General features: G+C 59.2%; 19 protein-coding genes. 5 read left to right on the top strand and 14 right to left on the bottom strand.

Features of this window, described 5'->3' with window-relative positions:
• Positions 1–22: 22 nt before the first annotated feature.
• From NLK60_RS06290 to NLK60_RS06275, 4 genes are all read right to left on the bottom strand, one after another.
• The gene (locus NLK60_RS06290; protein WP_254810033.1) at positions 23–2,737 is read right to left on the bottom strand and encodes a DEAD/DEAH box helicase; all 2,715 of its coding nucleotides are present in this window, start codon (positions 2,735–2,737) and stop codon (positions 23–25) included.
• A gap of 2 nt (positions 2,738–2,739) precedes the next feature.
• Positions 2,740–4,263, bottom strand: coding sequence for a ribonuclease H-like domain-containing protein (locus NLK60_RS06285; RefSeq protein WP_254810032.1), 1,524 nt, complete (start codon positions 4,261–4,263; stop codon positions 2,740–2,742).
• Positions 4,264–4,611: 348 nt separating this feature from the next.
• Positions 4,612–6,648, bottom strand: a complete 2,037-nt coding sequence (locus NLK60_RS06280; protein WP_254810031.1) for an AMP-binding protein — start codon at positions 6,646–6,648, stop codon at positions 4,612–4,614.
• Between the two features lie 2 nt (positions 6,649–6,650).
• Entirely contained in the window at positions 6,651–7,508 is an 858-nt protein-coding gene (locus NLK60_RS06275) for an SDR family oxidoreductase (RefSeq protein WP_254810030.1), read from the bottom strand.
• Between the two features lie 186 nt (positions 7,509–7,694).
• Here NLK60_RS06275 and NLK60_RS06270 point away from each other — a divergent pair, with 186 nt between their 5' ends.
• Positions 7,695–8,414: a helix-turn-helix domain-containing protein gene (locus NLK60_RS06270; protein ID WP_254810029.1), complete on the top strand. Its 720-nt coding sequence runs from the start codon at positions 7,695–7,697 to the stop codon at positions 8,412–8,414.
• A gap of 77 nt (positions 8,415–8,491) precedes the next feature.
• On the top strand, positions 8,492–9,778 hold the full coding sequence (hisD, locus tag NLK60_RS06265; RefSeq protein ID WP_254810028.1) for a histidinol dehydrogenase: 1,287 nt from the start codon (positions 8,492–8,494) through the stop codon (positions 9,776–9,778).
• Between the two features lie 83 nt (positions 9,779–9,861).
• On the opposite strand, the gene NLK60_RS06260 is transcribed toward hisD, so the two are convergent.
• The 10 genes from NLK60_RS06260 to NLK60_RS19495 form a co-directional block, all read right to left on the bottom strand.
• Positions 9,862–10,632 carry an SDR family NAD(P)-dependent oxidoreductase gene (locus NLK60_RS06260; RefSeq protein WP_254810027.1) on the bottom strand — a complete coding sequence of 257 codons (771 nt, stop codon included), beginning with the start codon at positions 10,630–10,632 and terminating at the stop codon, positions 9,862–9,864.
• Between the two features lie 37 nt (positions 10,633–10,669).
• Positions 10,670–11,401 carry an ABC transporter ATP-binding protein gene (locus NLK60_RS06255; RefSeq protein WP_254810026.1) on the bottom strand — a complete coding sequence of 244 codons (732 nt, stop codon included), beginning with the start codon at positions 11,399–11,401 and terminating at the stop codon, positions 10,670–10,672.
• Entirely contained in the window at positions 11,398–12,174 is a 777-nt protein-coding gene (locus NLK60_RS06250; RefSeq protein ID WP_254810025.1) for an ABC transporter ATP-binding protein, read from the bottom strand. Before NLK60_RS06250 ends, NLK60_RS06255 begins: the two co-directional genes overlap by 4 nt.
• On the bottom strand, positions 12,175–13,341 hold the full coding sequence (locus tag NLK60_RS06245) for a branched-chain amino acid ABC transporter permease (protein ID WP_254810024.1): 1,167 nt from the start codon (positions 13,339–13,341) through the stop codon (positions 12,175–12,177).
• Complete coding sequence (locus NLK60_RS06240; protein WP_254810023.1) at positions 13,338–14,276, bottom strand: branched-chain amino acid ABC transporter permease; 939 nt, start codon at positions 14,274–14,276, stop codon at positions 13,338–13,340. Before NLK60_RS06240 ends, NLK60_RS06245 begins: the two co-directional genes overlap by 4 nt.
• Before the next feature lie 87 nt (positions 14,277–14,363).
• Positions 14,364–15,701 carry an ABC transporter substrate-binding protein gene (locus NLK60_RS06235; protein ID WP_254810022.1) on the bottom strand — a complete coding sequence of 446 codons (1,338 nt, stop codon included), beginning with the start codon at positions 15,699–15,701 and terminating at the stop codon, positions 14,364–14,366.
• A gap of 290 nt (positions 15,702–15,991) precedes the next feature.
• On the bottom strand, positions 15,992–16,345 hold the full coding sequence (locus NLK60_RS06230; protein WP_254810021.1) for a hypothetical protein: 354 nt from the start codon (positions 16,343–16,345) through the stop codon (positions 15,992–15,994).
• 139 nt (positions 16,346–16,484) lie between these two features.
• Positions 16,485–17,450, bottom strand: coding sequence for a transcription initiation factor IIB (locus NLK60_RS06225; protein WP_254810020.1), 966 nt, complete (start codon positions 17,448–17,450; stop codon positions 16,485–16,487).
• Between the two features lie 188 nt (positions 17,451–17,638).
• Positions 17,639–18,649, bottom strand: coding sequence for an aldo/keto reductase (locus NLK60_RS06220; RefSeq protein ID WP_254810019.1), 1,011 nt, complete (start codon positions 18,647–18,649; stop codon positions 17,639–17,641).
• Positions 18,649–18,783 (bottom strand): hypothetical protein, encoded by a 135-nt coding sequence (locus NLK60_RS19495; RefSeq protein WP_256530395.1) that lies wholly within the window; start codon positions 18,781–18,783, stop codon positions 18,649–18,651. The genes NLK60_RS06220 and NLK60_RS19495 overlap by 1 nt, the downstream gene beginning before the upstream one ends.
• A gap of 34 nt (positions 18,784–18,817) precedes the next feature.
• Here NLK60_RS19495 and NLK60_RS06215 point away from each other — a divergent pair, with 34 nt between their 5' ends.
• The 3 genes from NLK60_RS06215 (at position 18,818) to NLK60_RS06205 (ending at position 22,673) form a co-directional block, all read left to right on the top strand.
• Complete coding sequence (locus tag NLK60_RS06215) at positions 18,818–19,261, top strand: universal stress protein (protein WP_254810018.1); 444 nt, start codon at positions 18,818–18,820, stop codon at positions 19,259–19,261.
• A gap of 348 nt (positions 19,262–19,609) precedes the next feature.
• Positions 19,610–21,442 carry an ABC transporter substrate-binding protein gene (locus tag NLK60_RS06210; protein ID WP_254810017.1) on the top strand — a complete coding sequence of 611 codons (1,833 nt, stop codon included), beginning with the start codon at positions 19,610–19,612 and terminating at the stop codon, positions 21,440–21,442.
• 160 nt (positions 21,443–21,602) lie between these two features.
• A complete protein-coding gene (locus NLK60_RS06205; RefSeq protein WP_254810016.1) occupies positions 21,603–22,673 on the top strand; it encodes an ABC transporter permease in 1,071 nt (356 codons plus the stop codon).
• Position 22,674 lies beyond the last annotated feature (1 nt).

The raw sequence follows: 22,674 nt of genomic DNA, 5'->3' as shown, positions 1-22,674 counted from the left end.
TTACCGGTCCGAAACCAGGCAGTCACGAGTAGAACAGTGTTGGTCGACGTTCACCACTGTACTCGTCAGGGAGATACGCCTCGAGGTCGTCACGATCGGCCTCGCCCAGAAGTTGCTCGAGGACGTCCACGGCTGATGCTCTGAGGAGTGGTTTGTTATCGTTGCCGCAGTTTTCGTCGAACGTACAGGCCGGACACCCATTGGGCTGTCCGCACTGACAGTCGCGAAGTTGATCGCGGGCTCGCTCGGCGAGAGCCTCGAACTGCTCGTAAATTGCGCGAGCGAATCCGAGCCCACCATCGACGCCGTCGTAAATGAACCAGCCCGACGCCGTCTGTTCACCTAACTCCCGGGAGCGTCGCTCGAGGACGGCCCTGGCGGCTTCGAAGGAGTCACCGACCGAGTCGGCGAGGTCGTCGTGCTCCGGGTGGGCATAGTGGGTGTCCATGACGAGCGTCGCTAACCCACCAAGATCGTTTTTATCGACTCTAAGCTCGAGCGGTGCGGTCTGGATGGTTGCGTGTTCGGCCGCGTGTAACCCGGCGATGTACCCGAGGTGTGCAACACCTGATTGCTCCTGCCTGACACCTGTCTCGACGCCGTACTCGCGATATTTCCGAATGAGCGCCGCTTCGATCTCTTCGGGAACCTCGAGCCAGCACAACTGGGTGTCCATCAGGATCGGTGGGGTGTTCGTCGGAATCAGCTGTCGTTTCGGCTCGCTGTTGCCGATGTACATCTCGTCGTAGGCGTGGTGATGGACGAACACCGTTCCGCGACCGAAGTGAAGCGTAAACCCGTTAATCTCTCGAGACCGTTCGGACGTGGCATCGAGCACAGTGACCTTGTTTCGTGTCCGTGTGTAGTACGGGCGATCGACCGGCTCGAGTTCGATGACAGGCTGGGGTCGGTCCTCGTCGACAGTGACGACTTCGAACTGTTGGCCGTGCTGGAGCCTGACAGCGCCTTCGTGATAATCGCGGTAAGCACGGTTTCGGTCAACGGGTTCCAGATCGAGTTCGTCGGGGAGCCCCCAGCGTTCTCGGTCGACACCGTCAGCAAGTCGAAGCTGATAGTCTATGTCGGTGGTACCATAGAGATTGACACGGGTTTGTGGGCGGCGGGGGCCGCTGTAATGGACTGCCCCCTGGAGGTAGCCGTCGACGAAGCCGGCTTCGCGCCACATTTTTGTGGCGGCTCGGAGGCGCTCTTCGTCGGCGAACGTGTCGATATCTGCTTCGTCGAGGGCAATCTCGTCAGCGGCACACAATACGTGGCTGGCGAAGACGGCATTGTTCGAGATATCGACGACCGCGTCTTCGACGTCGGTCTCGAGCACGTACTCCGGATTGTTCATGACGTACTGATCGAGGGTGCGGTGATCGCCGACCATCACGGCGAGACTTCGACTGGCTCCGCGCCCTGCACGGCCAATCCGTTGCCAGAAGGCCTGGCGCTGTCCGGGATACCCCATCAGGATGGTCGCATCGAGGCTCCCGATATCGATGCCGAGTTCGAGTGCGGAGGTGGTCGCGAGGCCGGTGAGTGCGCCGGTCTTGAACTGGTGTTCTCGGGCGTGACGTGTACGGCGGCCGAGCCCGGCATTGTACGCCGCATAGTCGCCGGAACTCGAGCGCCCGGACGCTCGAGGGGTGGATCGACGATGATCTGCTGCTCGTTGCACACTCAGTTCGGTGAGTTTACGGCTTGGACAGAACAGCAACGTTCGAACGCTTCTTGCCGTCAGGTGATCGAATATTCTGGGTGCCTCGACGCTTGCGGGGACGCGCTCAGTTACGGCTCTTTCGTCTGTATCCGTCTCTCCCTCGAGTGCAGAGGCCGGATCACCAGTCTCGTTTTCGGCCTTTGCACGCGGTGGTGGGTTCCAGAGGACGATATCCCGCGATCCGTGTGGTGAGCCGTCCTCGTCGACGACGGTCACCGGCGCGTCGAGCAGGGTTTCTGAGTGCGCCCTCGGATTACCGATCGTCGCCGACGTGAGGACGTACTGTGGAGTGCCGACCCAGTAGTCGACGACGCGTTGCAACCGTCGGAGGATCCACGCGACGTGCATCCCTTCGACGCCGGTATAGGTGTGTGATTCGTCGATCGCCACGAGGTCGAGACTGCTGTAAAACCGGCTCCACCTGTCGTGGTGTTCGAGGTAGACGTTGAGTCCGGCAAAGTTGGTGAGGATAACGTCCGCTTGCTCACGGATGGCTCGACGATCACCGGTCGTATCACCATCGTAGACTCGGACGCGAACGTCGAGGCCGAGTTGGTCGTACAGTTCCTCGAGTGCTTCGTGCTGGTCTTTCGTCAGTGCCTTCGTCGGATACACGCACAGTGCGGTCGACGAAGTGTTGGCGTCGTTCGCGCGAGTTCCATCAGGATTGAGAACACCGGCCTCGAGGAGGTTCCGGGCAATCTGGAGGCCGTAAATGTGGGTTTTCCCGCTCGAGGTCGACGTCGTGACGGTGACGTTGTCGCCGGCCCCGAGTGCGTCCAGTGCGATTGCCTGATGGCTGAACAGTTCGTACGGATACGGGTCTGCGAGTGTGGGTCCCAGCACGTCCTCTGCTGGAACGGTCGCTGCTGGCTTTGCGGGCACTTCGATGATATCGATATATTCGGATCTGGAGGTGAGGCTCGTCCGTGGGAACGTGTCGACGAGGTCCGTGCCCGTGACGTCGACGTTGGCCTGGATATTCGTCTCTGTCGTGGGTGTCTCGGTCATGGCTAGAAATCGGTCAGTCCGGCCTGCCGTCCGTCGGCGCCGCCGGAACCACTATCGGTCATGTCGCGTCGTGGCGCTTCCGTAATGGCCCGGTAGACGTGCCAGAGCGCTCGGCAATCGTCCTCACAGTACGCTCGATGTCGCTCCCAGTCGGGTTCGCTCGCTGAATCGTTCGGGTTCCGCATGAACCGCTGATACGCGGCTGCCGTCTGTGCGCCCGTGAGGCCCGTCTCATCCGGTTCGTAGCCGAGCGCTCGAGCGACGTGGTCGAGTTTGTTCGTTCGTCCGGGAAGCAACGCGTTGCCATCACGAACCGCCCACTCGTACAGGTCGTACGTCCAGAGACCGTCCCAGGGTTCGACGTATTCGGGGTGGTACCGGTCGAGGAACTGCCGGAGGTGTCGGTAATCAAAACGGTGGCCGTTCCAGGTAAGGAGGGTTCGGTCACGGTGGTTGGCGAGCAGCCAGGTGATGAAGGCTTCGAGTACCGGTGCCGGATCGCTGGGATCGGTTCGCTCGATGAACGCCTGGTGGCTGTCAGCCGCCGGATCGTAGACGCCGATTTGCCAGATGATCGTTGGCGAGAGTCCATCGGTTTCGATGTCGAGACACAGCGGTGGGCGCCCATCACGCGTTTTGACCGGCGTTTTGTTCGTCAACACCAGTGGCTCGCTCGAGTCGATAACCGCAGCGTGTGCGTGTATCTTTTCGGCCGTGGTCCGGCCAACACCCGGGAGTTCGGTGAGGTCATTAATTGCGAGGTCGCCGACGTCACGCGTCGTTTGACACCCCTGTTTTCGCAACTGGTCGGCTGTCGTTCGGCCGACCCCGTGCAGCGCACGGAGTCCGAACTGGTCGGCATCGACTGCTTCGGCACCGACGCTACCGTGTCGCGTGCAGGTACACTGGGCAATCATCGACTCGCCCCGATCCGTTGCGCCGAGTCCTGCAACCGGGACCCGTACCGTCGAACCGTCGTGGGACAGGCCCCACTCGTGTGTGTACGTTGCTGGTTGGCCACCGGCCAGCACCGTCACCGGCTCGGGAAGTATCGAACTGATCGTAGCCAGCCGTTCGGCGGCTGGCAGCGTCGAGGAAAGCGCGGTCGGGTCCCATTCGACGGTCAGTTGTGGGACGATCAGGAACGTGGCTCCCTGGCTGCCGGTCCGTCGTTCACCCGTCTCGAGTTGGGTCTCGAGACGATCGAGCACGTCTCGACGCTGTATCGCAATGAGGTCTATCGTCTCTGATGGCGGGTTCTGGTCAACTGCCTCCCGAACGCCACCACGGTGGTTGTAGCGATAGTGGTGGATAGCGCCACCACCGTGGCCCAGTTGTGGGTGGACGAGAGGGCGGTTCGGTGCGCCATCACGGACGGCCGCGAACGCGACCGGATTCCGAGGCCCCGGAATCGTGATGAGATCGGGTTCGAAGTAGCCCAGGGCGTCTCGAACCGCAGACTGGTGGAGACGCTCGAGCGTCGTCGACGGAAGCGTCAGCAACGCCACCGAGTCTGTGGTCGCCATTCCTGGATTGTCGTTGTGGCCGGTGCTGTATAAGCATGCGCTCACCGATGTGAAAGGCGGTACAATGTCGAACTGCGCTTTCCAAAGGTACTCGAGTGATGGTTATAGCGTGCTTTCGTTCGACGCGCCCGTCTGGTAACTGAAAAGCAGATCACATAACCGATAATGAAGCCAAATCTGGGAAAGCTGTTTGGAGTTCTTCGTCACGTGCTTCATCACTGGTACCATCGCTGAGTGGCTCCCCAAACCTGTACCCGTGAGTAATCATGCAGTGCCGTTCGATTTCACTCGATAGTCGACGTTTGGGAAGGGACTGAACGCCGTTCCGTCACTCTCTCCTGTTGGCGCTCATCGAGGGTCCTCGAGTGCCTCGAGCGCCCCCGGATTTTCGAGACTCGAGATATCGCCCAGGTCTTCGCCAGTGTAGGCCGCCTGGACGGCTCGGCGGATGATCTTCCCGGACTGGGTTTTGGGGAATGCATCGACGAACAGGATTTCGCGGGGCCGGAACGGTTTGCCGAGTTCCTCGCCGACCTGTTCGCGCAGTTCACTGCGAAGGTCGCCGGTCTCATCGGTACCCGACTCGAGGATGACGTAGGTGACGACGGCGGTGCCGGTGGTGTCGTCTGGCGCACCGACGGCGGCGGCCTGGTTGACGGCCTCGTGATCGATGAGCGCGCCTTCGACTTCGGCCGGACCGACTTTCCGGCCGGCCACGTTGAGCGCGTCGTCGGCCCGTCCGTGAAGATACCAGAAGCCGTCCTCGTCCTGCTGGGCCCAGTCCCCGTGGTTCCACATGTCGTCGAACGTCGACCAGTACTCCTCGAGGTAGCGTTCGTCGCCGCTCCAGAGCGATTTCGTCATCGAGGGACAGGAATCGCGGGCGACCAGAAAGCCGCGTTCGTGGTCGTCTTTGACGGACTCGCCGGCCGCGTTGACGATGTCGATGTCCATACCCAACCCCGGACCACCGAGCGTACAGGGTTTGAGCGGCTGGGTGGGAAGTGGCTGCAGGAAACAGCCGAACAGTTCGGTACCGCCGGAGATATTGATAATTGGTGCCTCGCCCCCGCCGACGTGTTCGTAAAACCAGTGCCAGGATTCGGGGTCCCAGGGCTCGCCCGTCGAACCGAGGAGGCGAAGCGACGACAGGTCGTGTCCCTCGAGCCACTCCTCCCCGTGCTTTCGAAGGGCGCGGATGGCCGTTGGCGAGATGCCGAACTGGGTGAGTCCGTGTCGATCGATCATCTCCCAGAATCGGTCGGGTTCGGGGTAGTCAGGTGCACCCTCGTACATGAAGACGGTGCCACCGAACGTGTGGGCTCCGATCAGGGTCCAGGGGCCCATCATCCAGCCGATGTCACTGACCCAGAAAAAGCGGTCGGCGGGTTTCAGATCGAAGCCGAAATGGAGTTCCTTCGCCGGTTGGACGAGGCCGCCGGCGTGCGTATGGATTATTCCTTTTGGCATCCCTGTTGTCCCAGAGGAGTACAGCAACATCGACTCCTGGCTCGAGGGAAGGGATTTACTCTCGTACGCATCATCTTGCGCTTCAACGGCCTCGTGCCACCACTCGTCGCGGTCGTCGTTCCAGGGGATGTCGTGGGTGGTCCCGGAGTCGCTCGAGTCGGGTTGTGCCTCGCTCGAGCCCAACCGATCGAAGACGATTGTATGTCCGACGTGGCCAGCCTGTTCGATCGCTTCGTCTGCAGACCTTTTCAGGTAGATCGGACTCCCGCGCCGGTAGAACCCGTCGCCGGTAACGAGCACCGAACACTCGGCGTCCTCGATGCGGGTGGCGACGGCATCGACGCCGAAGCCCGAGAAGATGGGGACGGCGATAGCCCCCACTTTGAAACAGCCGTACAGGATCGAGACCACTTCGGGTACCATCGGCATGTACAGGCCGACGGTATCACCCGTCTCGATACCCCGTTCCTCGAGGGCGTTGGCCACTTTGTTCGCCTGACGGTGGAGTTCGTGATACGTAATCTCGCGAACCTCGCCGTCTTCGCCCTCCCAGATCGTTGCTACTTTGTTACGGGTTTCTGTCTCGAGGGCGGCGTGTCGGTCGACCGTGTTGTGGGCGATGTTGAGCTCGCCACCGGGGTACCAGTCGGTGAACTGCGGCCCGTCCGAATCGTCCCGCACCTCGTCGTAGGGCTCGTAAAACTCGAGGTCGAGATAGTCGACCAGTTCGTCCCAGAACCACTCCACGCCGCTCTCGCCGTCACCGCGGTCGGTCGTCGTTCGCTCGATGAGGTCGTCGTAGTTTTCGATACCGTACGCCTGCATGAACGCCCAGACGTTCGTGGATTCGACGAACGACTGCGTTGGTTCGTGCACTATCCGATCGAGTTCGCCGAGTGTTGTGTCATCGGTCATTGTCACTCGTAGGTCAGCGTCATTCCACCGTCGAAGAGCAGATCACCGCCGTCGAGATGGCGTCCAAGTTTCGAAAAACCGACCACGAAGAGATTAGCAACGTCGACCGGGTCCATCATCTCTTTGACGCGGGATTGGCCGAGCATCACGTCTTCGATGACTTCGTCGACGCTGATGCCGCGCTGTTGAGCCGTGTCCGCTAACTGATCGGTGACCAGGGGCGTCTTGACGTATCCCGTACTGACCGAAAACGAGCGGATCTCGCCATCGCCCTCAGCAGCGATCGACTGCGTGAGCCCGCGCAACCCGAACTTCGAAACGTTGTAGGCTACCTTGTCACTCGTGACGTAGTGGCCGTGAACCGACGCCATGTTTCCGACACAACCCTGCCCATCGTTCGTCTTCTGAAAGTGGGGGATACAAAGCTTCGTGAGGTAGATCGGGGCACGAAGCATTATCTGATGGATACGATCGTAGGATTCCATCGGGAAGTCCTCAATTGCGTCGATGTGTTGCATTCCAGCGATATTGGCGAGGTACTTCACCGATCCGTGAGTTGCCGCCTCCGCAACGATCCGTTCGATGTCGTCGTCGACAGTGAGATCACCCACGATCGGCTCAATGGAACCCGAAACACCGATCGTCTCGCCCAGTTCAACCGTCTCTTCGAGTCCCGCTTCGTTGTAGTCCGTCGCCGCGACTGTGAGCCCATTTTCTGCTGCAGTGAGGGCGACCGCCTGTCCGATTCCCGAGCCAGCACCGGTGACGATACAGACGTTTTCGGGAGTGAACGACTCGTCGTCTACGGTGTGGATCGTCTCTCGTGTGACGGCAGGGACTGCGACTTGGTCCTGAGTCATTAGTACAGTATCTTTCTCTGTAAAGCCGCTAAAGCACGTATGTTAACATATCAACCGGCAGAACGTGGGAGTTTTCGGCGGCGATCTGCGCTCTCGCTGACGCAGAAAACACTCGTACACAGACAGTATTGGATGATAAATGCTAACAATTAATGTATGGGGGTACTATTTCGCTACTGACCTGCGATGATTGACTTAAATATCGACATGCGTCAATACGATTGCCCGTTCATCGACACGACGGACGATGTCGATGTTGCGTTTTCGGCCGTTCAGTGGCAACTGGATACAAATGCCGAAAAACTCGAAACTCGTCTCATCGCCAGGGGGGGATCGCCGGGTGCGCTGGACACTGGACTCCAGACGCTTCAGGAGCATCGAAATATGTCGGATTGTTATTTACTCTCTCGACGTGGAAACGTTGCTCAGATCGGTACCGTCATCGACCAAACGAACGCGATGAAGACGATACAGCGACATGGCGGCTACATTACCGGCCCGTTCCAGATCGAAAACGGCCGTGAACACTGGCACGTCGGGTTCGACGACGACGACGCAGAGGACCGAACGCTCGCAGAACTCGAGCGACACAACGACTTCGACGTCGAGAACAGAGACCAGTTCGGTGAGACGACGCTGTTCGACCTTCTCGAGAACGCAGACAGTGCGAGACGGTTACTCGATGGTTGCCGGTCGTTGACCGAGACCGAACGCAAAACGTTCGAGACGGCTTCCGAGTTCGGCTACTACGAAACCCCTCGTGAGGTAACCCTCGACGACCTCGCCGATCATTTCGACATCTCGAAAACCGCCGTGTCGATGAACCTTCGACGGAGCGAACGGAAACTGCTCCAAGCAGCGCTCTCTGCACTCTCCAAACTGGACGATACCGAGAATACGATTTGAACTCCATGGACAGTTCCTGTGTCCGTGTTACCGTGTTAACATCGGCGTTTATTCGATAGTCGACCGTTCACGTTGGTATGGACACTCAGTTCACACGGCTCAAGGGGACGGAACGACCGTCGCTCGAGTTTTCACCGGAGGTAACCGACTCCGTTGCGGAGATCATTGCCGCCGTTCGCCGCGATGGTGACGAGGCGGTCGCAGCACTTACCACCAAGTTCGATGGCGTTGAGCGTGGGTCGATACGGGTCACCGACGACGAACGGACACAAGCGCGCGAGCAACTGGCCGAGTCGGATCGCGAAGCCATCGATGCAACCATCGAGAATGTCCGGACGTTCCACGAAGAGCAGTCCGAACACATCGAAGGATTCGAACGCGAGTTCGGCGAGGGAATTCGTCTCGGACAACGGGTACTTCCGATCGAACGGGCAGGCGTCTACGTGCCCGGTGGCCGGTATCCGCTCGTTGCCTCGCCTGCGATGACGATCGTCCCAGCAACCGTTGCTGGCGTCGACCACATTGTCGCCTGCGCACCACCGCAACCGGACGGCGGGGTGCAACCGGCACAGCTGTACGCTATGGATCAAGCCGGTGCCGACGAGATTTATTGCGTCGGCGGCGCACAGGCAATCGCGGCGATGGCCTACGGGACGGAGACGGTTCCGTCAGTCAATGTCGTCACCGGACCCGGAAACGTCTACACCACCGAAGCCAAGCGACAGGTGTTCGGTCACGTCGGCGTCGACTTCCTTGCCGGCCCGACCGAGGTACTCATCATCGCCGACGAGACCGCCGACCCGGAACTCGTTGCAACGGATCTGCTCGCCCAGGCCGAACACGACACCGACTCGAGGGTTGTCCTGGTCTCACTCGAGGACACTCTCGCTCACGACACCATCGACGCCGTTGAGGCGCAACTCAAAGCGCTCCCAACGGCAGAAACCGCGCGAACCTGTTGGGAGCAAAATGGCGAGGTGATCGTCGCCGACGACCGGGACGCCGCCATCGAGGTCGCCAACGACTACGCGATGGAACACCTCCAGGTGATGAGCGACGAACCCCGTGAGTACGTCGACGACCTCGTGAATTATGGGTCGCTCTTTCTCGGCCACCATTCGCCGGTCGTCTTCGGCGACAAAGCTGTCGGAACTAACCACTGCCTTCCGACGCTCGAGGTTTCGTCGTACACCGGCGGTATCTGGGTTGGTACGTACCTGAAGACGCTCACCCACCAGCAACTGACAGCGGACGGGGCGGCTTCGATCGCACCGCATGCAGCGAAAATCTGTGAACTCGAGGGAACGGTCGCTCATCGAATCTCCGCGGAGAAACGGTTTGGGAAAGAGACCGATGAGCAATAATCATTGATACAACTCTCGAGCACCGAGAATCGTCTTAACACGTAGAGAAAGTGCACGTAGAGACGATGAAAAACGAACTGACCTCAGTACCAGACCGTTCCGCCGTCGACGTTGATATCCTGTCCGGTAATGTGTTGCCCGGCGTCGCTCGCGAGGAACACCGCCATCTCTGCAACGTCCTCGGCGTCGACCAGGGTCTCGAGCGCCGCATCGTCGGTGAACACCTGCTGTTTTGCCTCCTCGAAGTCGACGCCGAGCGACTCGGCCTGGGCCTCGATGACGGCGTCGATCCGCGGCCCCCTGGTTGCACCCGGACAGATCGCGTTCACCGTCACGTCGTCCGCACCAAGTTCGAACGCAAGCGTACGGGTGAGACCGATCACCGCCATCTTCGAAGCGGTGTACGGCGTCCGGTTCTCGAGCGGGCGCTTGCCGCTGATCGAGGAGATGTTGATGACGCTGGCTCGATCGCTCTCGCGGAGGTGGGACGCGGCGTGTTTCGTCGTCAGATACGGACCCGTGAGGTTGACGGCCATCGTTCGATCCCACGCTTCGCGTTCGACCGACTCTATCGGGGCCGTCGGTCCGGCAATACCCGCGTTGTTAACGAGTACGTCGAGACCACCGAACGTTTCGACCGTCTGCTCGATCGCTTCCCGAACAGAAGGCTCGTCGGTCACGTCCGTTCGGATTGGGAGCGCCCGTTCAGTGCCGTCGATCAGTGCAGCCGTTTCGTCGATTCCATCGCCCCGTGCCGCAAGCGCAACGTTAGCGCCTCGAGCACCGAAAGCGAGGGCGATCTGTCGTCCGATACCCTGGCTGGCACCGGTGACGAAGACGGTTTGTCGAGTCATACGGGTACGCGATACCGACTCCGAGAACGCGTGTTCGTCACTCGCCACCACCTTGCATCAACATCTGTATCTTCTCGTCCTCCATGAGGACGTCCGGATCGCCGCTATCGACGATCTCTCCGCGCTCCATGACGTACATTCGGTCGACGATTTCGGGAACGTGACTCGCGTTCGATTCCGCTATCAGTACCGAAATACCGCGGTCGATAATCTGGTGGATGTACGTCTTGAGATTCTCGACGATGACCGGTGCCAGTCCCTCGAGCGGTTCGTCGAGGATGAGTAAGTCGGGATTGAGGGCGAGGGCGCGACCGATGGCTGTCATCTTCCCTTGCCCGCCGCTCAAGTTCTGCACTTCGGCGTCCCGTCGTCGCTCCAACTCCGAGAACAACTCGAAGATACTCTCGACCATCACGTCCTCGTCCTCGACGCCACGGGCGTCACCGGACGTCCAGATTGGCAGCCGAAAGTTCTCTTCGACAGTCATCCCGGTGAAGAGTTCGCGGTTTTCCGGCTGGTATCCAATGCCTCGACGCGGGATGAGTTCCGGTCGAAGATCGGTCATCTCCTCGCCCTTAAAACGAATCGAGCCGTTTGCGATCGGCGTCAGTCCCATAACCGAGCGAAACGTCGACGTTTTTCCGGCGCCGTTACGACCGACGAGAGCGACGGCTTCACCTTCCTCGACGCTGAGGTCGATACCGTGAGTCACTTCGAAGCCCGCGACAGTGGCAGAGAGATTCGAAATCTCGAGTAATGGCTGGGTCATTCGTCCACCCCAAGGAGTACCCGTCGCAGTTCCGAGTCGGTCTCGAGCAGTTCCGGCGCTCCCTCCCGAAAGACGCTTCCGTTGTGAAGAACGACCAGCCGATCGGCGTACTCCTTGACGAGATCCATGTCGTGTTCGATCGTCACTGTAGTCACGTCGTCGGCTTCGCTCGCCTGGACGATGGTCTCGATGACGTACTCTTTCTCTCGTGTTGCGACACCGGATGTCGGTTCGTCGAGCAGCAGGTAGGTCGGATCGAGACCGAACGACATCGCGACGTCGAGCAGTTTGCGGTCGCCGTGTGGGAGCGTCTCTGCAACCTCCTCGGCGACGTCTTCGAGGCGAAACTGCGCGAGCAGGTCGTCGACCGTCTCCTCGACCTCGTCGTGGTCGTCGTCGAGCGACCCCATACTCAGCGTTCTGCCGTATCGGGAGAGGACGGCGACGCGAAGGTTCTCCCGAACCGTCATCTCCTCGAAGACGTGGACGATCTGGAAGCTCCGAACGAGGCCGGATTTCACCCGCTTTTCCGGGGCAGTCGTCGTAATATCGCGCTCGGTCGTCGAGCCGTTTCCGTCGTCCTCGTGGATGACGACCGAACCCTGATCGGGCTCGAGTAGGCCTGTCAGGAGATTGATCAGTGTCGTTTTTCCAGCGCCGTTTGGACCGACGATGAACACCATCTCGCCAGGCGTCTCGCCGAAGCGAAGCGAGACGTCGTCGGTGGCGCGCAGTTCTCCGAACTCTTTGCGTAGGTTACGTGCTTCGAGCATCTATTTCACCCCGAATATGATGATTCGGACGGTACTTACGGCACGATACAATCGCTCCCTGATCGAAGCCCCAATCGTGGTTACGTCATCGCGAAGCAGTGTCGGATCCTGACGGCGTCGATCGAGTCCAGCCGATATCTCGGGGAGCGTCCCCAGCATGCCTTTTGGCAATACGAACACGACGAGCAACAACACGATACCCGTGAGGGCGTGATAGTACTCGACGTAGAACCGAGCCAGTCGGAGCAAATAGATGAGGACGATGCCGCCGATGATCGGCCCGACGAGCGTTCCGATGCCGCCGAGAATCGCCATGAACAGGATTTCACCGGAGACGAAGACGAACAAGACGGGCTCGGGTCGGACGTGCAGTTGCAAGAGGGCGAACAGTCCGCCGGCGATCCCGCCATAGATGCCGGAAAGCGTGAACGCGATCCAGACGTAGCGATCGACGGGAATGCCGATAAACTGAGCGCGGGTTCGATCTTGCCCGATTGCGTCGAGTGCCCTGCCGAACGGTGAGTTGACGATTTTCCACGTCACGACGAGCATGACGAGGAGGATGACCACAGTGAGGTAATAGAGGGTGTAGTTGTAGGCTGTAATCGGATCGGTGCCGAGCGTCGCGACGAGCCACTGATCGATTCCGAGCAGCGATGGTCGGTCACCGCCGACCCGGACCGAGAGGCCGTCGTTGTAGTTGAAGTATCCGCTCTGGAGAACGAACGCGAACAACACCTGATTGAACGCGAGCGTCAACAGTGCAAAGTAGATATCGAGGTAGCCGGCGACGAGGTAGCCGATTACGAGTGCGAGAACCGTCGCTACGGCAATGGCACCGAGGAGCAACAGGAAGCCACTCGAGACCTCGTAGTGCGAGGACAGTACGGCAACCCCGTACGCGCCAGCACCAAAGAAGGCTGCATGACCGAAGGAAACGAGTTCGGTGTGACGCAACAGCAAGTTCAGACCGACTGCAGCGAGTCCGAACAGGATGCCCTGATGAATAATCGAGAACGACAGCGCCGTGGCGCTGGTGATATCGGGCACGGCAAAGAGCGCAACGATTCCGAGGAGTGTTAACACTACTTGCCCAGCGGTGAGTTCGAGCCCCTTCATAGGCCGAAAGTGCGTTTTGCCGTCGCGTTCGACGAGGAAGCGGCTCATTCGATCTCACCCCACGTACCGTAGAGACCCTCGGGTTTGAGCAGGAGAATAATTGCCATCAGGATGAACGGTGCTGCCAGCTCTAGCTGGGGCAGGTTGAACACACCGACGGTCCACCGGCTGATGACGCCGACCAGTATCGCAGCGACGAACGCGCCTTTCAGACTCCCGAGGCCGCCGATCACGATGATGACGAACGAGAGGACGAGGGGGTCAAGCCCCATCTCGAGGAAGGCGGGTCCAGGGCCGATACTGGCCATCGCACCGCCGAACCCGGCGAAAAACGCGCCCATCGCAAAGACGAGGGTGAACGTCCGATCCGTGCTGACGCCAATGGCGGTCGACATCTCTCGGTTGATCGCGGTCGCGCGAACGATTCGGCCGGTCTTCGTTCGGTCGAAGAACCAGACGAGCCATGCGAAAACCACGGTACCGACGAGGATGACGATGATGTTGTACGAGGGATAACTGAAGCCGACCAGTTCCGTCGTCGGGACCTCGTTGAGCGTGCTGTACACGGTGGTGTTGACCGGGGACGTCCCCCAGCCAAATTTCATCACATCGATGAAGATCAACAACAACGCATACGTCAATAGGAGCTGATAGACGTCCTCACGTTCGTAGATCGGCCTGACAAAGATCGCTTCGAGGGTCGCACCGACTGGCAACAAGACGGCAGCGGCCGCGAGCGACCCAAGCAGAACGACAACGGCGAAAATGATTGCCGTGAAGTGGCCGGTCGGTTCGGCCACCAACCCGGTCAAGAAGCCGACGATACTGAACACGAGAAACGCTCCGAGTGCATACAACTCACCGTGGGCGAGGTTCAAGATTCCCAGCACGCCGAAAATGATCGTCATTCCAGAGGCGATCATAAACAGAATTAGCCCGTAGTAGAGGCCGTTGAGCGTATGCGCTACGAGGGATTCGACCATTGTTCTTATACCCCACTATCCTGCTGGTCTTGGTTGTGTTGTCTTGAAAACATCATAAACTGATATTGAGTAGGCCGTTAGTTCCGGTCACCAGCTACCGATCCAGTCCAGTGACGTCATTCCCGGTGGTGGTGACACCTCTTCGGGCGCGTAGACGTTGACATCCTCGAGAACTGCGCCGCCGACCTCATCTGACCACACTATTTCGCCGAAGTGGGCATTCGAGTAGCCCTGGTGGTCGGTGGACATGACGTGGTAGCCCGCCGGCGTGTAAAACCCGTGTTCCTCGAGTATCATTGCGATTTCCTCCTGCTCGGGCCACCGCCCGAGGAGTCTGACTGCCTTGTCGGCTGCCGTTGCCCACGCGGTAACCGCACCGTAGCCGCTCATGAAGTGGGCCGTGGGGATGACGCCGTACTCATCTTGTACTTCGTCGAACAGGTCCGCAGCGGGCGACCACTGGTCGGTGCTGGGTTGGTCCCAGTAGAAGTTCCGCGAACCCGAGTAGATTGGGCCCTCGAGGTCGCCTTCCTCGTAATCGTTGGCTGATCCGTACAGAACGGGGCCGACGACGAGTTCAGTGTTGTCGAGCATGTTGTTTGCCTGCCCCTGAGAGAGGAGCAACGTGGCGTCGCCGCCCCAACAGCTCGTGAAGACGACGTCAGGCTCTTCGCTGTTGATATTCGTGACGTGCGTCGACATGTCAGGAGCACCGAGATCCGGCGTCCCGTTGTAGACTTCCTCCGCATCCGTCAGTTGCTCGATTCCTGCACGGAAAATCGCCATCTCGTCTTCGCCGAATGCGTAGTTTGGATTGACGCCAGCGTACGTCTCGATGTTGTCCGCGCCAAGGATCTCAACCGCCTCGATAGCCGCCGAGAGTGCCTCCATCACGTCGTGGTTCTGGAATCGGAACGAGTACGTCGTATCTGGGTAATCTTCCTCGTACAGCGTCGTCACCGTTCCGTCAGTCGCAACGTTGACCACGCCCTGGTCATCGATTTCGGGGACCATCGCTTCGTGACCGCCGCTCGAGATTGGTCCGAACGTGACCTCTTTCCCCTCCTCAACGAACTGCTGGTAATTCTCGAGTTGTTCGGTTCCCTCTTCAACGATATCGAGTTCGATCTGCCGGCCCGCAACGCCGCCGTTTGCATTGATTCGTCGGACAGCCGTTTCTGCGCCATACTCCGCTTGCAACCCGAGAACCGCCGGTGCACCTTCCCGAAACGTTTGCAATCCTGCTTCGATCGGCTCGTCGGGAATATCCCCGTTGTCACTGGTGGTGGTCGCGTCGTCATCATCACCCACGAGTTCTGTACAGCCAGCGAGTGCGACTGCAAGCGCCGATCCGCCGACGAGTTTCAGTATATCTCTTCGTTCGATACTCCCCTCTTCAGCTGCCGAAATTCCAGGATCGTTCATCGCGAACGAACACCTTGTGGTGGCTGTGTTGCCATACATATGATAGCTGTTAACACATAAAATAGTCAAATGTGTACATGTTAACACCGGTGTCAACGAGTGCCCTTGTTGACAGTATAGGTGTAAAGGAAGCAACGAGAGTTTCCCAGTCGTCCGGCCCGCAGTCGTTTACCTCGGTATCGTCTCTCCCTCGGCTTGCTTCTGGCCACCAACGTAGTTGCTACTGTTTCTGGCCGGTTGTTCCCGACAAAACCAACCGTCCCTCGGATGCCATCGTCACGAACCTCGAGTCAGTACTGGCTTTGCACTGTGTCCATCTTACAGCGGACACACAGGTCATCGGCGACGCAAGCGATATTGTCGTACGGGCAGTCGTATGCGTCGACGGTCACTGAGAGGCTCCGTTTCGCATGTTCCCACTTACGCGCCCAGTCGTCGATATCCATCTCTGCGGAGGTGAATACCACGTCATCGTCTCGATCGATAATCTTCGCTGCTGTCACTGAACCCTGGCGGTCTTTTACAACGCCGATAGCATCGTGGTATGAGGCACAGCGAATCTCTGTCGTCTTCGCAGCATCCTCTAACAGTCTGACTCTGATGGTGCCGTCGTACTTCTCGGTCGGTTCCAATCCACCTCCCATAGCCATCCTGTCGGTATGGGTCTGTAAAATACCACAGCCTCCGGTTTTCACCGGCTATTACAGGGTAAAACGGCTCGAGAGTCATCAGTACCGTTGGACGCAGCCCCAGCGAAGAACTCGAGGAACGCCGACCCCGACTCTAGTTCGGGAAACCCATCGCGCTGATCTGTTCTTGGTACCGATTTCGGATCGTGACCTCGGTAACCTGGGCGACGTTGGCGACTTCGTTCTGCGTTTTCTTTTCGTTACACAACAGGGCGGCAGCATAGATCGCGGCCGCTGCATACCCGGTCGGTGATTTTCCGGAGAGCAGCCCCTGCTCGGCGGTGGTGTCGATGATCTCGTTGGCCTTGTTCTGGACTTCCTCGGAAAGTTCGAGTTCCGAACAGAATCGTGGGACGTACTTCTTCGGGTCGACGGGTTGCATCTCGAGGCCGAGTTCTTTCGAGATGTACCGATACGTGCGGCCGATTTCCATCCGGTCGACGCGCGAGACGGCCGATACTTCGTCGAGCGAGCGTGGGATGCCTTCCATCCGACAGGCGGCATACAGCGTACTCGTTGCGACGCCTTCGATGGAGCGCCCGCGGATGAGGTCTTCCTCGAGGGCGCGTCGATAGAGGACGCTCGCGACTTCCCGGACCGAACGCGGAACGCCCAGCGCGGAGGCCATGCGATCGGTTTCGGAGAGTGCAAACTGGAGGTTGCGTTCGCCGGCGTCTTTGGTTCGGATTCGTTCTTGCCACTTGCGCAACCGATTCATCTGACTGCGTTTTTCGGAGGAGAGCGACCGGCCGTAGGCGTCTTTGTTCTTCCAGTCGATGGTCGTCGTCAGCCCCTTGTCGTGCATCGTCTGGGTCGTCGGCGCACCGACGCGGGATTTACTATCGCGTTCGGAGGCGTTGAATGCCCGCCATTCGGGCCCCCGGTCGATAGTTTCTTCCTCGAGGATCAAGCCACAGTCTTCACAGCTGACCTCGCTGCCGTCTGCACTTTGGCGTAGTGAACTAGAGTTACACTCCGGACAGGTCCGGCCCTCCTCTGTCTCGGTTTCCTCCGTCGATGTCGTCTCCGTGCGCGCTTTTTGTCGAGGCGGGCGTTTCATGAACGAGTAGAGAAACTCGCTCGAGACGGTTAAATACTATGCGATAATGTTAACAGAACAACACCTTTTCGAGTCCGCCTGAAAAGCACACTCGAGAGACCCTCAAACTGGTCTGTATGGTGACTCGAGCGACGGCGAGCGGTCGTCGCTGGTGGGTCCTCGTGAACTGTGCCAATTCGGAGGGGTGGCTACAGGCCGTCGTACGGGCCAGCTTTCGCTGCGGTCAACCGGTCGACCTGTTCGGGGCTGAGTTCGATGGCCGCGGCTGCCAGGTTCTCCTCGAGCTGGTCCACCGTACGCGCGCCGACGATTGGTGCGGTAACGCCGTCACGATGACAGAGCCAGGCGAGGGCGACCTGCGCCGGTGTGGCATCGACTTCCGCAGCGACGGCGTCGAGTTCGTCGTGCAGATCGAAGTTCGCCTCGGTGAGGTACGCGTCTCTGAACCGACTCGACTCGGCTACTTTCGAATCGTCGGGGAGATCCTCGTCTCGAGTGTACTTGCCGGTCAAAAAGCCCTGCCCGAGGGGACTCCAGGGACAGACCGCCAGATTGCGCTGTCGGGCGAACTCGAGGTAGTCCCCCTCGATTTCGCGGTCGACCAGGTTGTACCGTGGTTGCAGGACCGTAAAGGATTCCCAGCCGTGTGCGTCGGCGATGGCGTTCGCCCGGGCGACCTTCCACGCATTCGGGCGCATCGTCGAGGCGCCCAGATAGTGGACCTTCCCGGATTCGACGACCCCGTTGAGGGTTTTCATCATTTCTCGCGTGGGCGTCGCGTCGTCCCAGCGGTGGATGTAGAGGACGTCGAGGTAGTCGGTATCGAGCCGGTCGAGGATGGCGTCGACGCGGTGGCGGACGTTTTTCCGATTGGTGCCTCGACTGTTTGGGTCGCCGTCACGGATCTGCCAGTAGAGTTTCGAGGCGATCGTGTACCGTTCGCGGTCGCGGTCGTCGAGCCAGTCGCCGATCCACCGTTCGCTCTCGCCACCGCCGTAAACGTCTGCGGTGTCGATGTATCGGCCGCCGGCGTCGGCGTAGGTGTCGAGCAATTCGTGGCCGCGCTCTTCACTGATCTCGAGGGTGCCTTCTTCGGTCGTTCGACCGAATCGCCAGGTGCCAAACTGGAGTTTACTGGTGTGGATACCGGTTCGGCCAAGCTGGACGAAATCGAGGTCGATCTGGGTCTGATCGCTCATCACACGGTAGTTCTGGGGAACGGATGAAAAAGGGGCAGGAAGCGGCGATCCGTTCGTGGGACGAACGCCTTCGCTCTCGAGCCAACGGCGGCGGTGTGTTCTCGAGTGACAGGAACGACCGAAACCTTCCTCATGGCTCCTCGAGTGGATTGAGGAGGAGGCAAAATCATGTACGACAATATTCTTCTTCCGACAGATGGCAGCGACACCGTCGAGCGGACGATTGAACACGCCCTGCCCATTGCCAGAGATAACGACGCCACGGTTCACGCGATATCGGTGGTCGATACACGAATCGTGCAGGCCGCGACGGGCGAGACACGTGAGAAAATAACATCACAACTCGAGGATGGCGCGTCGAGCGCGACGGCTGCCGTCGCTGCACGGGCCAGCGAGGCCGGACTGGAGACGGTCGAGTCCGTCGAGCGAGGAACGCCAGCGAAGGCGATCCTCGAGTATGCTTCGGAGTCCGATATCGATCTGATCGTCATCGGCACCCACGGCAAGAGTCCGCGTGAGAAACAGATTACGATGGGGAGTGTTTCCGAGCGTGTGGTCGACCGATCACCGGTTCCGGTGTTCGTCGTTCGGGGTGCTGAGGGCTCGACGTAGACCGGCGTAGTAACCCGGTCGCTGGTCTGAACGAACGGCTGTGAACGCGCTATCAGCGAACCGTTTTGACGCGACGAAATTACACTATATCGAGTGTTCGGGGGGAGCCGCTTCTTTTGGAGTGAAATGGTGTCGTGAAACCGGTATCAGGAACGCGTACCTTCGTGAGTTACTCGTTTTTCACGGATTTCTTCGGGGCGCGCGTCGAAAACTGGCGATACTGGCACACAATTCACTCGAAGTCGAGTACGTTTAACGTGAAATTAAGGGTGATAGGTCAAACCAAGCGAATGTCTGCCGATACCAAAGGCAAAATTTATACAACTCGAGAGATTTTTGCCATGTGAGATGCCAAATAAATCAGGTGTATCCCGACGATCATTCCTCAAAGCGACGAGCGCCGGTGCAGCCACGGCGGCAGTGGCAGGGTGCTTCGGTGGCGACGGGGACGACGACGGGAACGGCGACGACGACGGAAATGGTGAAGGTAACGGTAACGGTAACGGTAACGGCGAGGACGAGATTTCGAACGTCCAGAAAGCCCAAGATGCCTGGGACCGCATCGTAGCGAACCCTGGCCCGGAAGACGAAGACCTGCGTAACCAGGCCTACGTCGAGATGGAAGAGGCCGTCCGTGACGACATGATCCTCATGCCGTTGTACCACAACCTCAACGAGCGGTTCTGGTACGACCACGTCGACGTCGAACGGACCGGTGCCCTCGGTGGCCACCGTCAGCAGCACAACGACACGTCGCTCGATGACGGTTCCACCGAGTTGAACCTCATCAACTCGACGGTGTCGTCACTGGACCCCATTCAGTCGACTGACACCGCGTCCGCTGTCATCATCAATCAGGTCTACGAGAACCTGGTCGACTACCCCGACGGCGTTGCCGAACTCGAGAACCAGTTGCTCGAAGAGGTCGACATCTCCGACGACCTCCTGACGTACACGTTCACGATCAAAGAGGCAACCTACCACGGTGGCGAGGAACTCACCGCTGACGACTTCAAGTACGCCTGGCGGCGCCTTGCAGAGTCAGAACACAGCCAGCGTGCCAACTTCATCCTCGGCTCCGGTTTCCTCGGTATCGACCACGAGACCGACGAGGAGGGCAACGTCGTGCCGGACTCCATCGGTGTCGAAGTCATCGACGACCGGACGTTCGAGATGACGCTCGCAGAGGTCGAAGCCGCAGCGCTCGACATCCTCACCTACGACTCCTTCGGTCCAGTTCCCGAAGGCTTCGTCGACGACATCGAAGGCTACGATGGCGAAGTCACCCAGGAAGAGTTCGCAACCGAAGTGATGAACGGTACCGGTCCGTTCGAGTTCGACGTCTGGGACCCAGGGACGGAAGCCCGCGTCACGCGCTTCGACGACTACCACGACGACCCCGCGAACCTCGAGTCCATCCACTGGCAGATCCTCGAAGACGACGACGCCATCTGGACGTACATTAACGAGCGTAACGCCGACATCTTCGGCATTCCGACCTCGCAGTACGAACAGGACAACATCGATGCCGAACCGGACGACCTCAACCGTGACTTCGGAACGTACGGACCGCTCGAGAACGGAGACACGGTCAACTACCTCGGTGTCGCCGAACTCAGCACGTTCTACGTCGCGTTCAACGCGAGTCAGACGCCAAAGCCGGTCCGTCAGGCAGTGGCGTACGTCACTGACCACGAAGAACTGATCAACCTGATCTTCCAGGGACGTGGCGAAAGTGCGTTCAGCTTCACGCCGCCGGGTATCTGGCCCACGGGCGCCGAGGGCTACCAGGAGTTCGTCGACGACTGGCCGTACTCGCCAAACGAGACGGACCTGGCATCGGCACAGGAAGTGCTCGCCGACGCCGGCTACACCGAAGACGATCCGTTCGAGATGACGCTGACGACCTACGCGGACGAGACGTTCCAGCAGTTCGGTCGAAACACGCGTGACAAACTCGACGGCACCGGCATCGACCTCTCGCTCGAGGAGGCAGAGTTCAGCACGCTGATCAGCCGTGGTGAAGACGGTGACCTGGCGTTTTACTCGCTGGGCTGGATCTGGAGCTGGGCCGACCCCGCATACGGCCTGTTTGGCTTCGAACCCGCCAACACCAACACGGACCTGATCCCCGAAGAGGCAGACGGCTACTACCTCGACTGGGAAGCTGAAGAGGAATAACGCCGAACTGACGGCGGAGTGACGGAGCGCTTTTTCCGTCGCCGTTTTGACGACGCTTAATAACCCCGGTTGCGGAAAATCATGACACCTATTACCCTCGAATGCATACCGAGAGCTTAGTACTACACATGTTTACCGCGTGGACCACACGTGATGCGCTATGAGCCGCTGGCGATACTTCTTCCAGCGAGTCCTGCTGTCGATCCCGATTCTGTTCCTGGTGATGACGCTCATCTTCGTTATCCTCAGGATGGGGCCGCTCGATCCGGTTGCAGCGATGCTTGGACCGGAAGCCAGTGGGGCGCAAGCCGAACAGATACGAGAAAATATGGGGCTCAATGAGCCGCTATGGCGCCAGTATATCGATTACATGGTCGATCTGATCACGTTCAACTTTGGCCAGTCGTACGTTATTCAGTCCGGCCGAAGTGTAAACGCACTCATCGCCATTTTCGCGCCACGAACCATCTGGCTTGGATTCTGGGCGGTGTTGTTGCCGCTGTTCATCGGCATCCCCCTCGGGTTTTACGCCGGACTCAACCCGAACAGCTGGGGAGACTACATCGCCTCCTTCTCGGGTATCGTCTGGCTCGCAATGCCTAACTTCTGGCTGGCAATTATGTTGCTCGCCGTCTTGCGCCGAACACAAGGTGGGGGCTTTCTCGGCTTCGACTGGTACACGATTGGCCCAGAAGTCCGGAGTCTCATCGGGACGCCACCACTGAATTTCATCGGATTCGAAGAGTGGCAATCACTCGGCATGGTCCCGATGCCCAGTGGCTTCTATTTCGACGGCGGAACGCTTGCCGTGGCAATCAAAGTCATCTTACCCGCTGCTATCGTTCTCGGTTCCGCATCGATGGCGAGTGAACTCCGAATCGGACGGACGGCCATCCTCGAGACGATCAACTCGAACTACGTCGAGACGGCCAAAGCGAAAGGGCTCTCCGGACGCGTTATTCTGTGGAAACACGTTTTCCGCAACGCCCTGATTCCGCTCGTCCCGATCATCACGAACGAGGCGTTGTTGTTGCTCGGTGGGTCAGTCATCGTCGAGGTCATCTTCGGGATTAATGGTCTCGGCCGACTGTTCTTCATCTCAGCGACCCAGGGTGACCTGCCGCTGGCAGGCGCACTGATATTCATCTTCACACTGATAACGATCTCGTTGAACATTCTACAGGACTTCCTGTACACGATCCTCGATCCACGTGTGGGGTACGAACAATGAG

The organism is Natronosalvus amylolyticus (assembly GCF_024298845.1).
Taxonomy (GTDB): domain Archaea; phylum Halobacteriota; class Halobacteria; order Halobacteriales; family Natrialbaceae; genus Natronosalvus; species Natronosalvus amylolyticus.
The sequence above is the reverse complement of the archived record's forward strand: the minus strand, read 5'-3'. Positions and strand labels throughout refer to the sequence as shown.

Coding starts and splice junctions, on each gene's coding strand:
- NLK60_RS06280 (WP_254810031.1), bottom strand. CDS start 6,648: ATGACCGATGACACAACACTCGGCGAACTCGATCGGATAGTGCACGAA.
- NLK60_RS19495 (WP_256530395.1), bottom strand. CDS start 18,783: ATGAGGAAGGTTTCGGTCGTTCCTGTCACTCGAGAACACACCGCCGCC.
- NLK60_RS06255 (WP_254810026.1), bottom strand. CDS start 11,401: ATGACCCAGCCATTACTCGAGATTTCGAATCTCTCTGCCACTGTCGCG.
- NLK60_RS06240 (WP_254810023.1), bottom strand. CDS start 14,276: ATGGTCGAATCCCTCGTAGCGCATACGCTCAACGGCCTCTACTACGGG.
- NLK60_RS06260 (WP_254810027.1), bottom strand. CDS start 10,632: ATGACTCGACAAACCGTCTTCGTCACCGGTGCCAGCCAGGGTATCGGA.
- NLK60_RS06205 (WP_254810016.1), top strand. CDS start 21,603: ATGAGCCGCTGGCGATACTTCTTCCAGCGAGTCCTGCTGTCGATCCCG.
- NLK60_RS06270 (WP_254810029.1), top strand. CDS start 7,695: ATGATTGACTTAAATATCGACATGCGTCAATACGATTGCCCGTTCATC.
- NLK60_RS06245 (WP_254810024.1), bottom strand. CDS start 13,341: ATGAGCCGCTTCCTCGTCGAACGCGACGGCAAAACGCACTTTCGGCCT.
- NLK60_RS06275 (WP_254810030.1), bottom strand. CDS start 7,508: ATGACTCAGGACCAAGTCGCAGTCCCTGCCGTCACACGAGAGACGATC.
- hisD (WP_254810028.1), top strand. CDS start 8,492: ATGGACACTCAGTTCACACGGCTCAAGGGGACGGAACGACCGTCGCTC.
- NLK60_RS06235 (WP_254810022.1), bottom strand. CDS start 15,701: ATGAACGATCCTGGAATTTCGGCAGCTGAAGAGGGGAGTATCGAACGA.
- NLK60_RS06285 (WP_254810032.1), bottom strand. CDS start 4,263: ATGGCGACCACAGACTCGGTGGCGTTGCTGACGCTTCCGTCGACGACG.
- NLK60_RS06220 (WP_254810019.1), bottom strand. CDS start 18,649: ATGAGCGATCAGACCCAGATCGACCTCGATTTCGTCCAGCTTGGCCGA.
- NLK60_RS06215 (WP_254810018.1), top strand. CDS start 18,818: ATGTACGACAATATTCTTCTTCCGACAGATGGCAGCGACACCGTCGAG.
- NLK60_RS06250 (WP_254810025.1), bottom strand. CDS start 12,174: ATGCTCGAAGCACGTAACCTACGCAAAGAGTTCGGAGAACTGCGCGCC.
- NLK60_RS06290 (WP_254810033.1), bottom strand. CDS start 2,737: ATGACCGAGACACCCACGACAGAGACGAATATCCAGGCCAACGTCGAC.
- NLK60_RS06210 (WP_254810017.1), top strand. CDS start 19,610: ATGCCAAATAAATCAGGTGTATCCCGACGATCATTCCTCAAAGCGACG.
- NLK60_RS06225 (WP_254810020.1), bottom strand. CDS start 17,450: ATGAAACGCCCGCCTCGACAAAAAGCGCGCACGGAGACGACATCGACG.
- NLK60_RS06230 (WP_254810021.1), bottom strand. CDS start 16,345: ATGGGAGGTGGATTGGAACCGACCGAGAAGTACGACGGCACCATCAGA.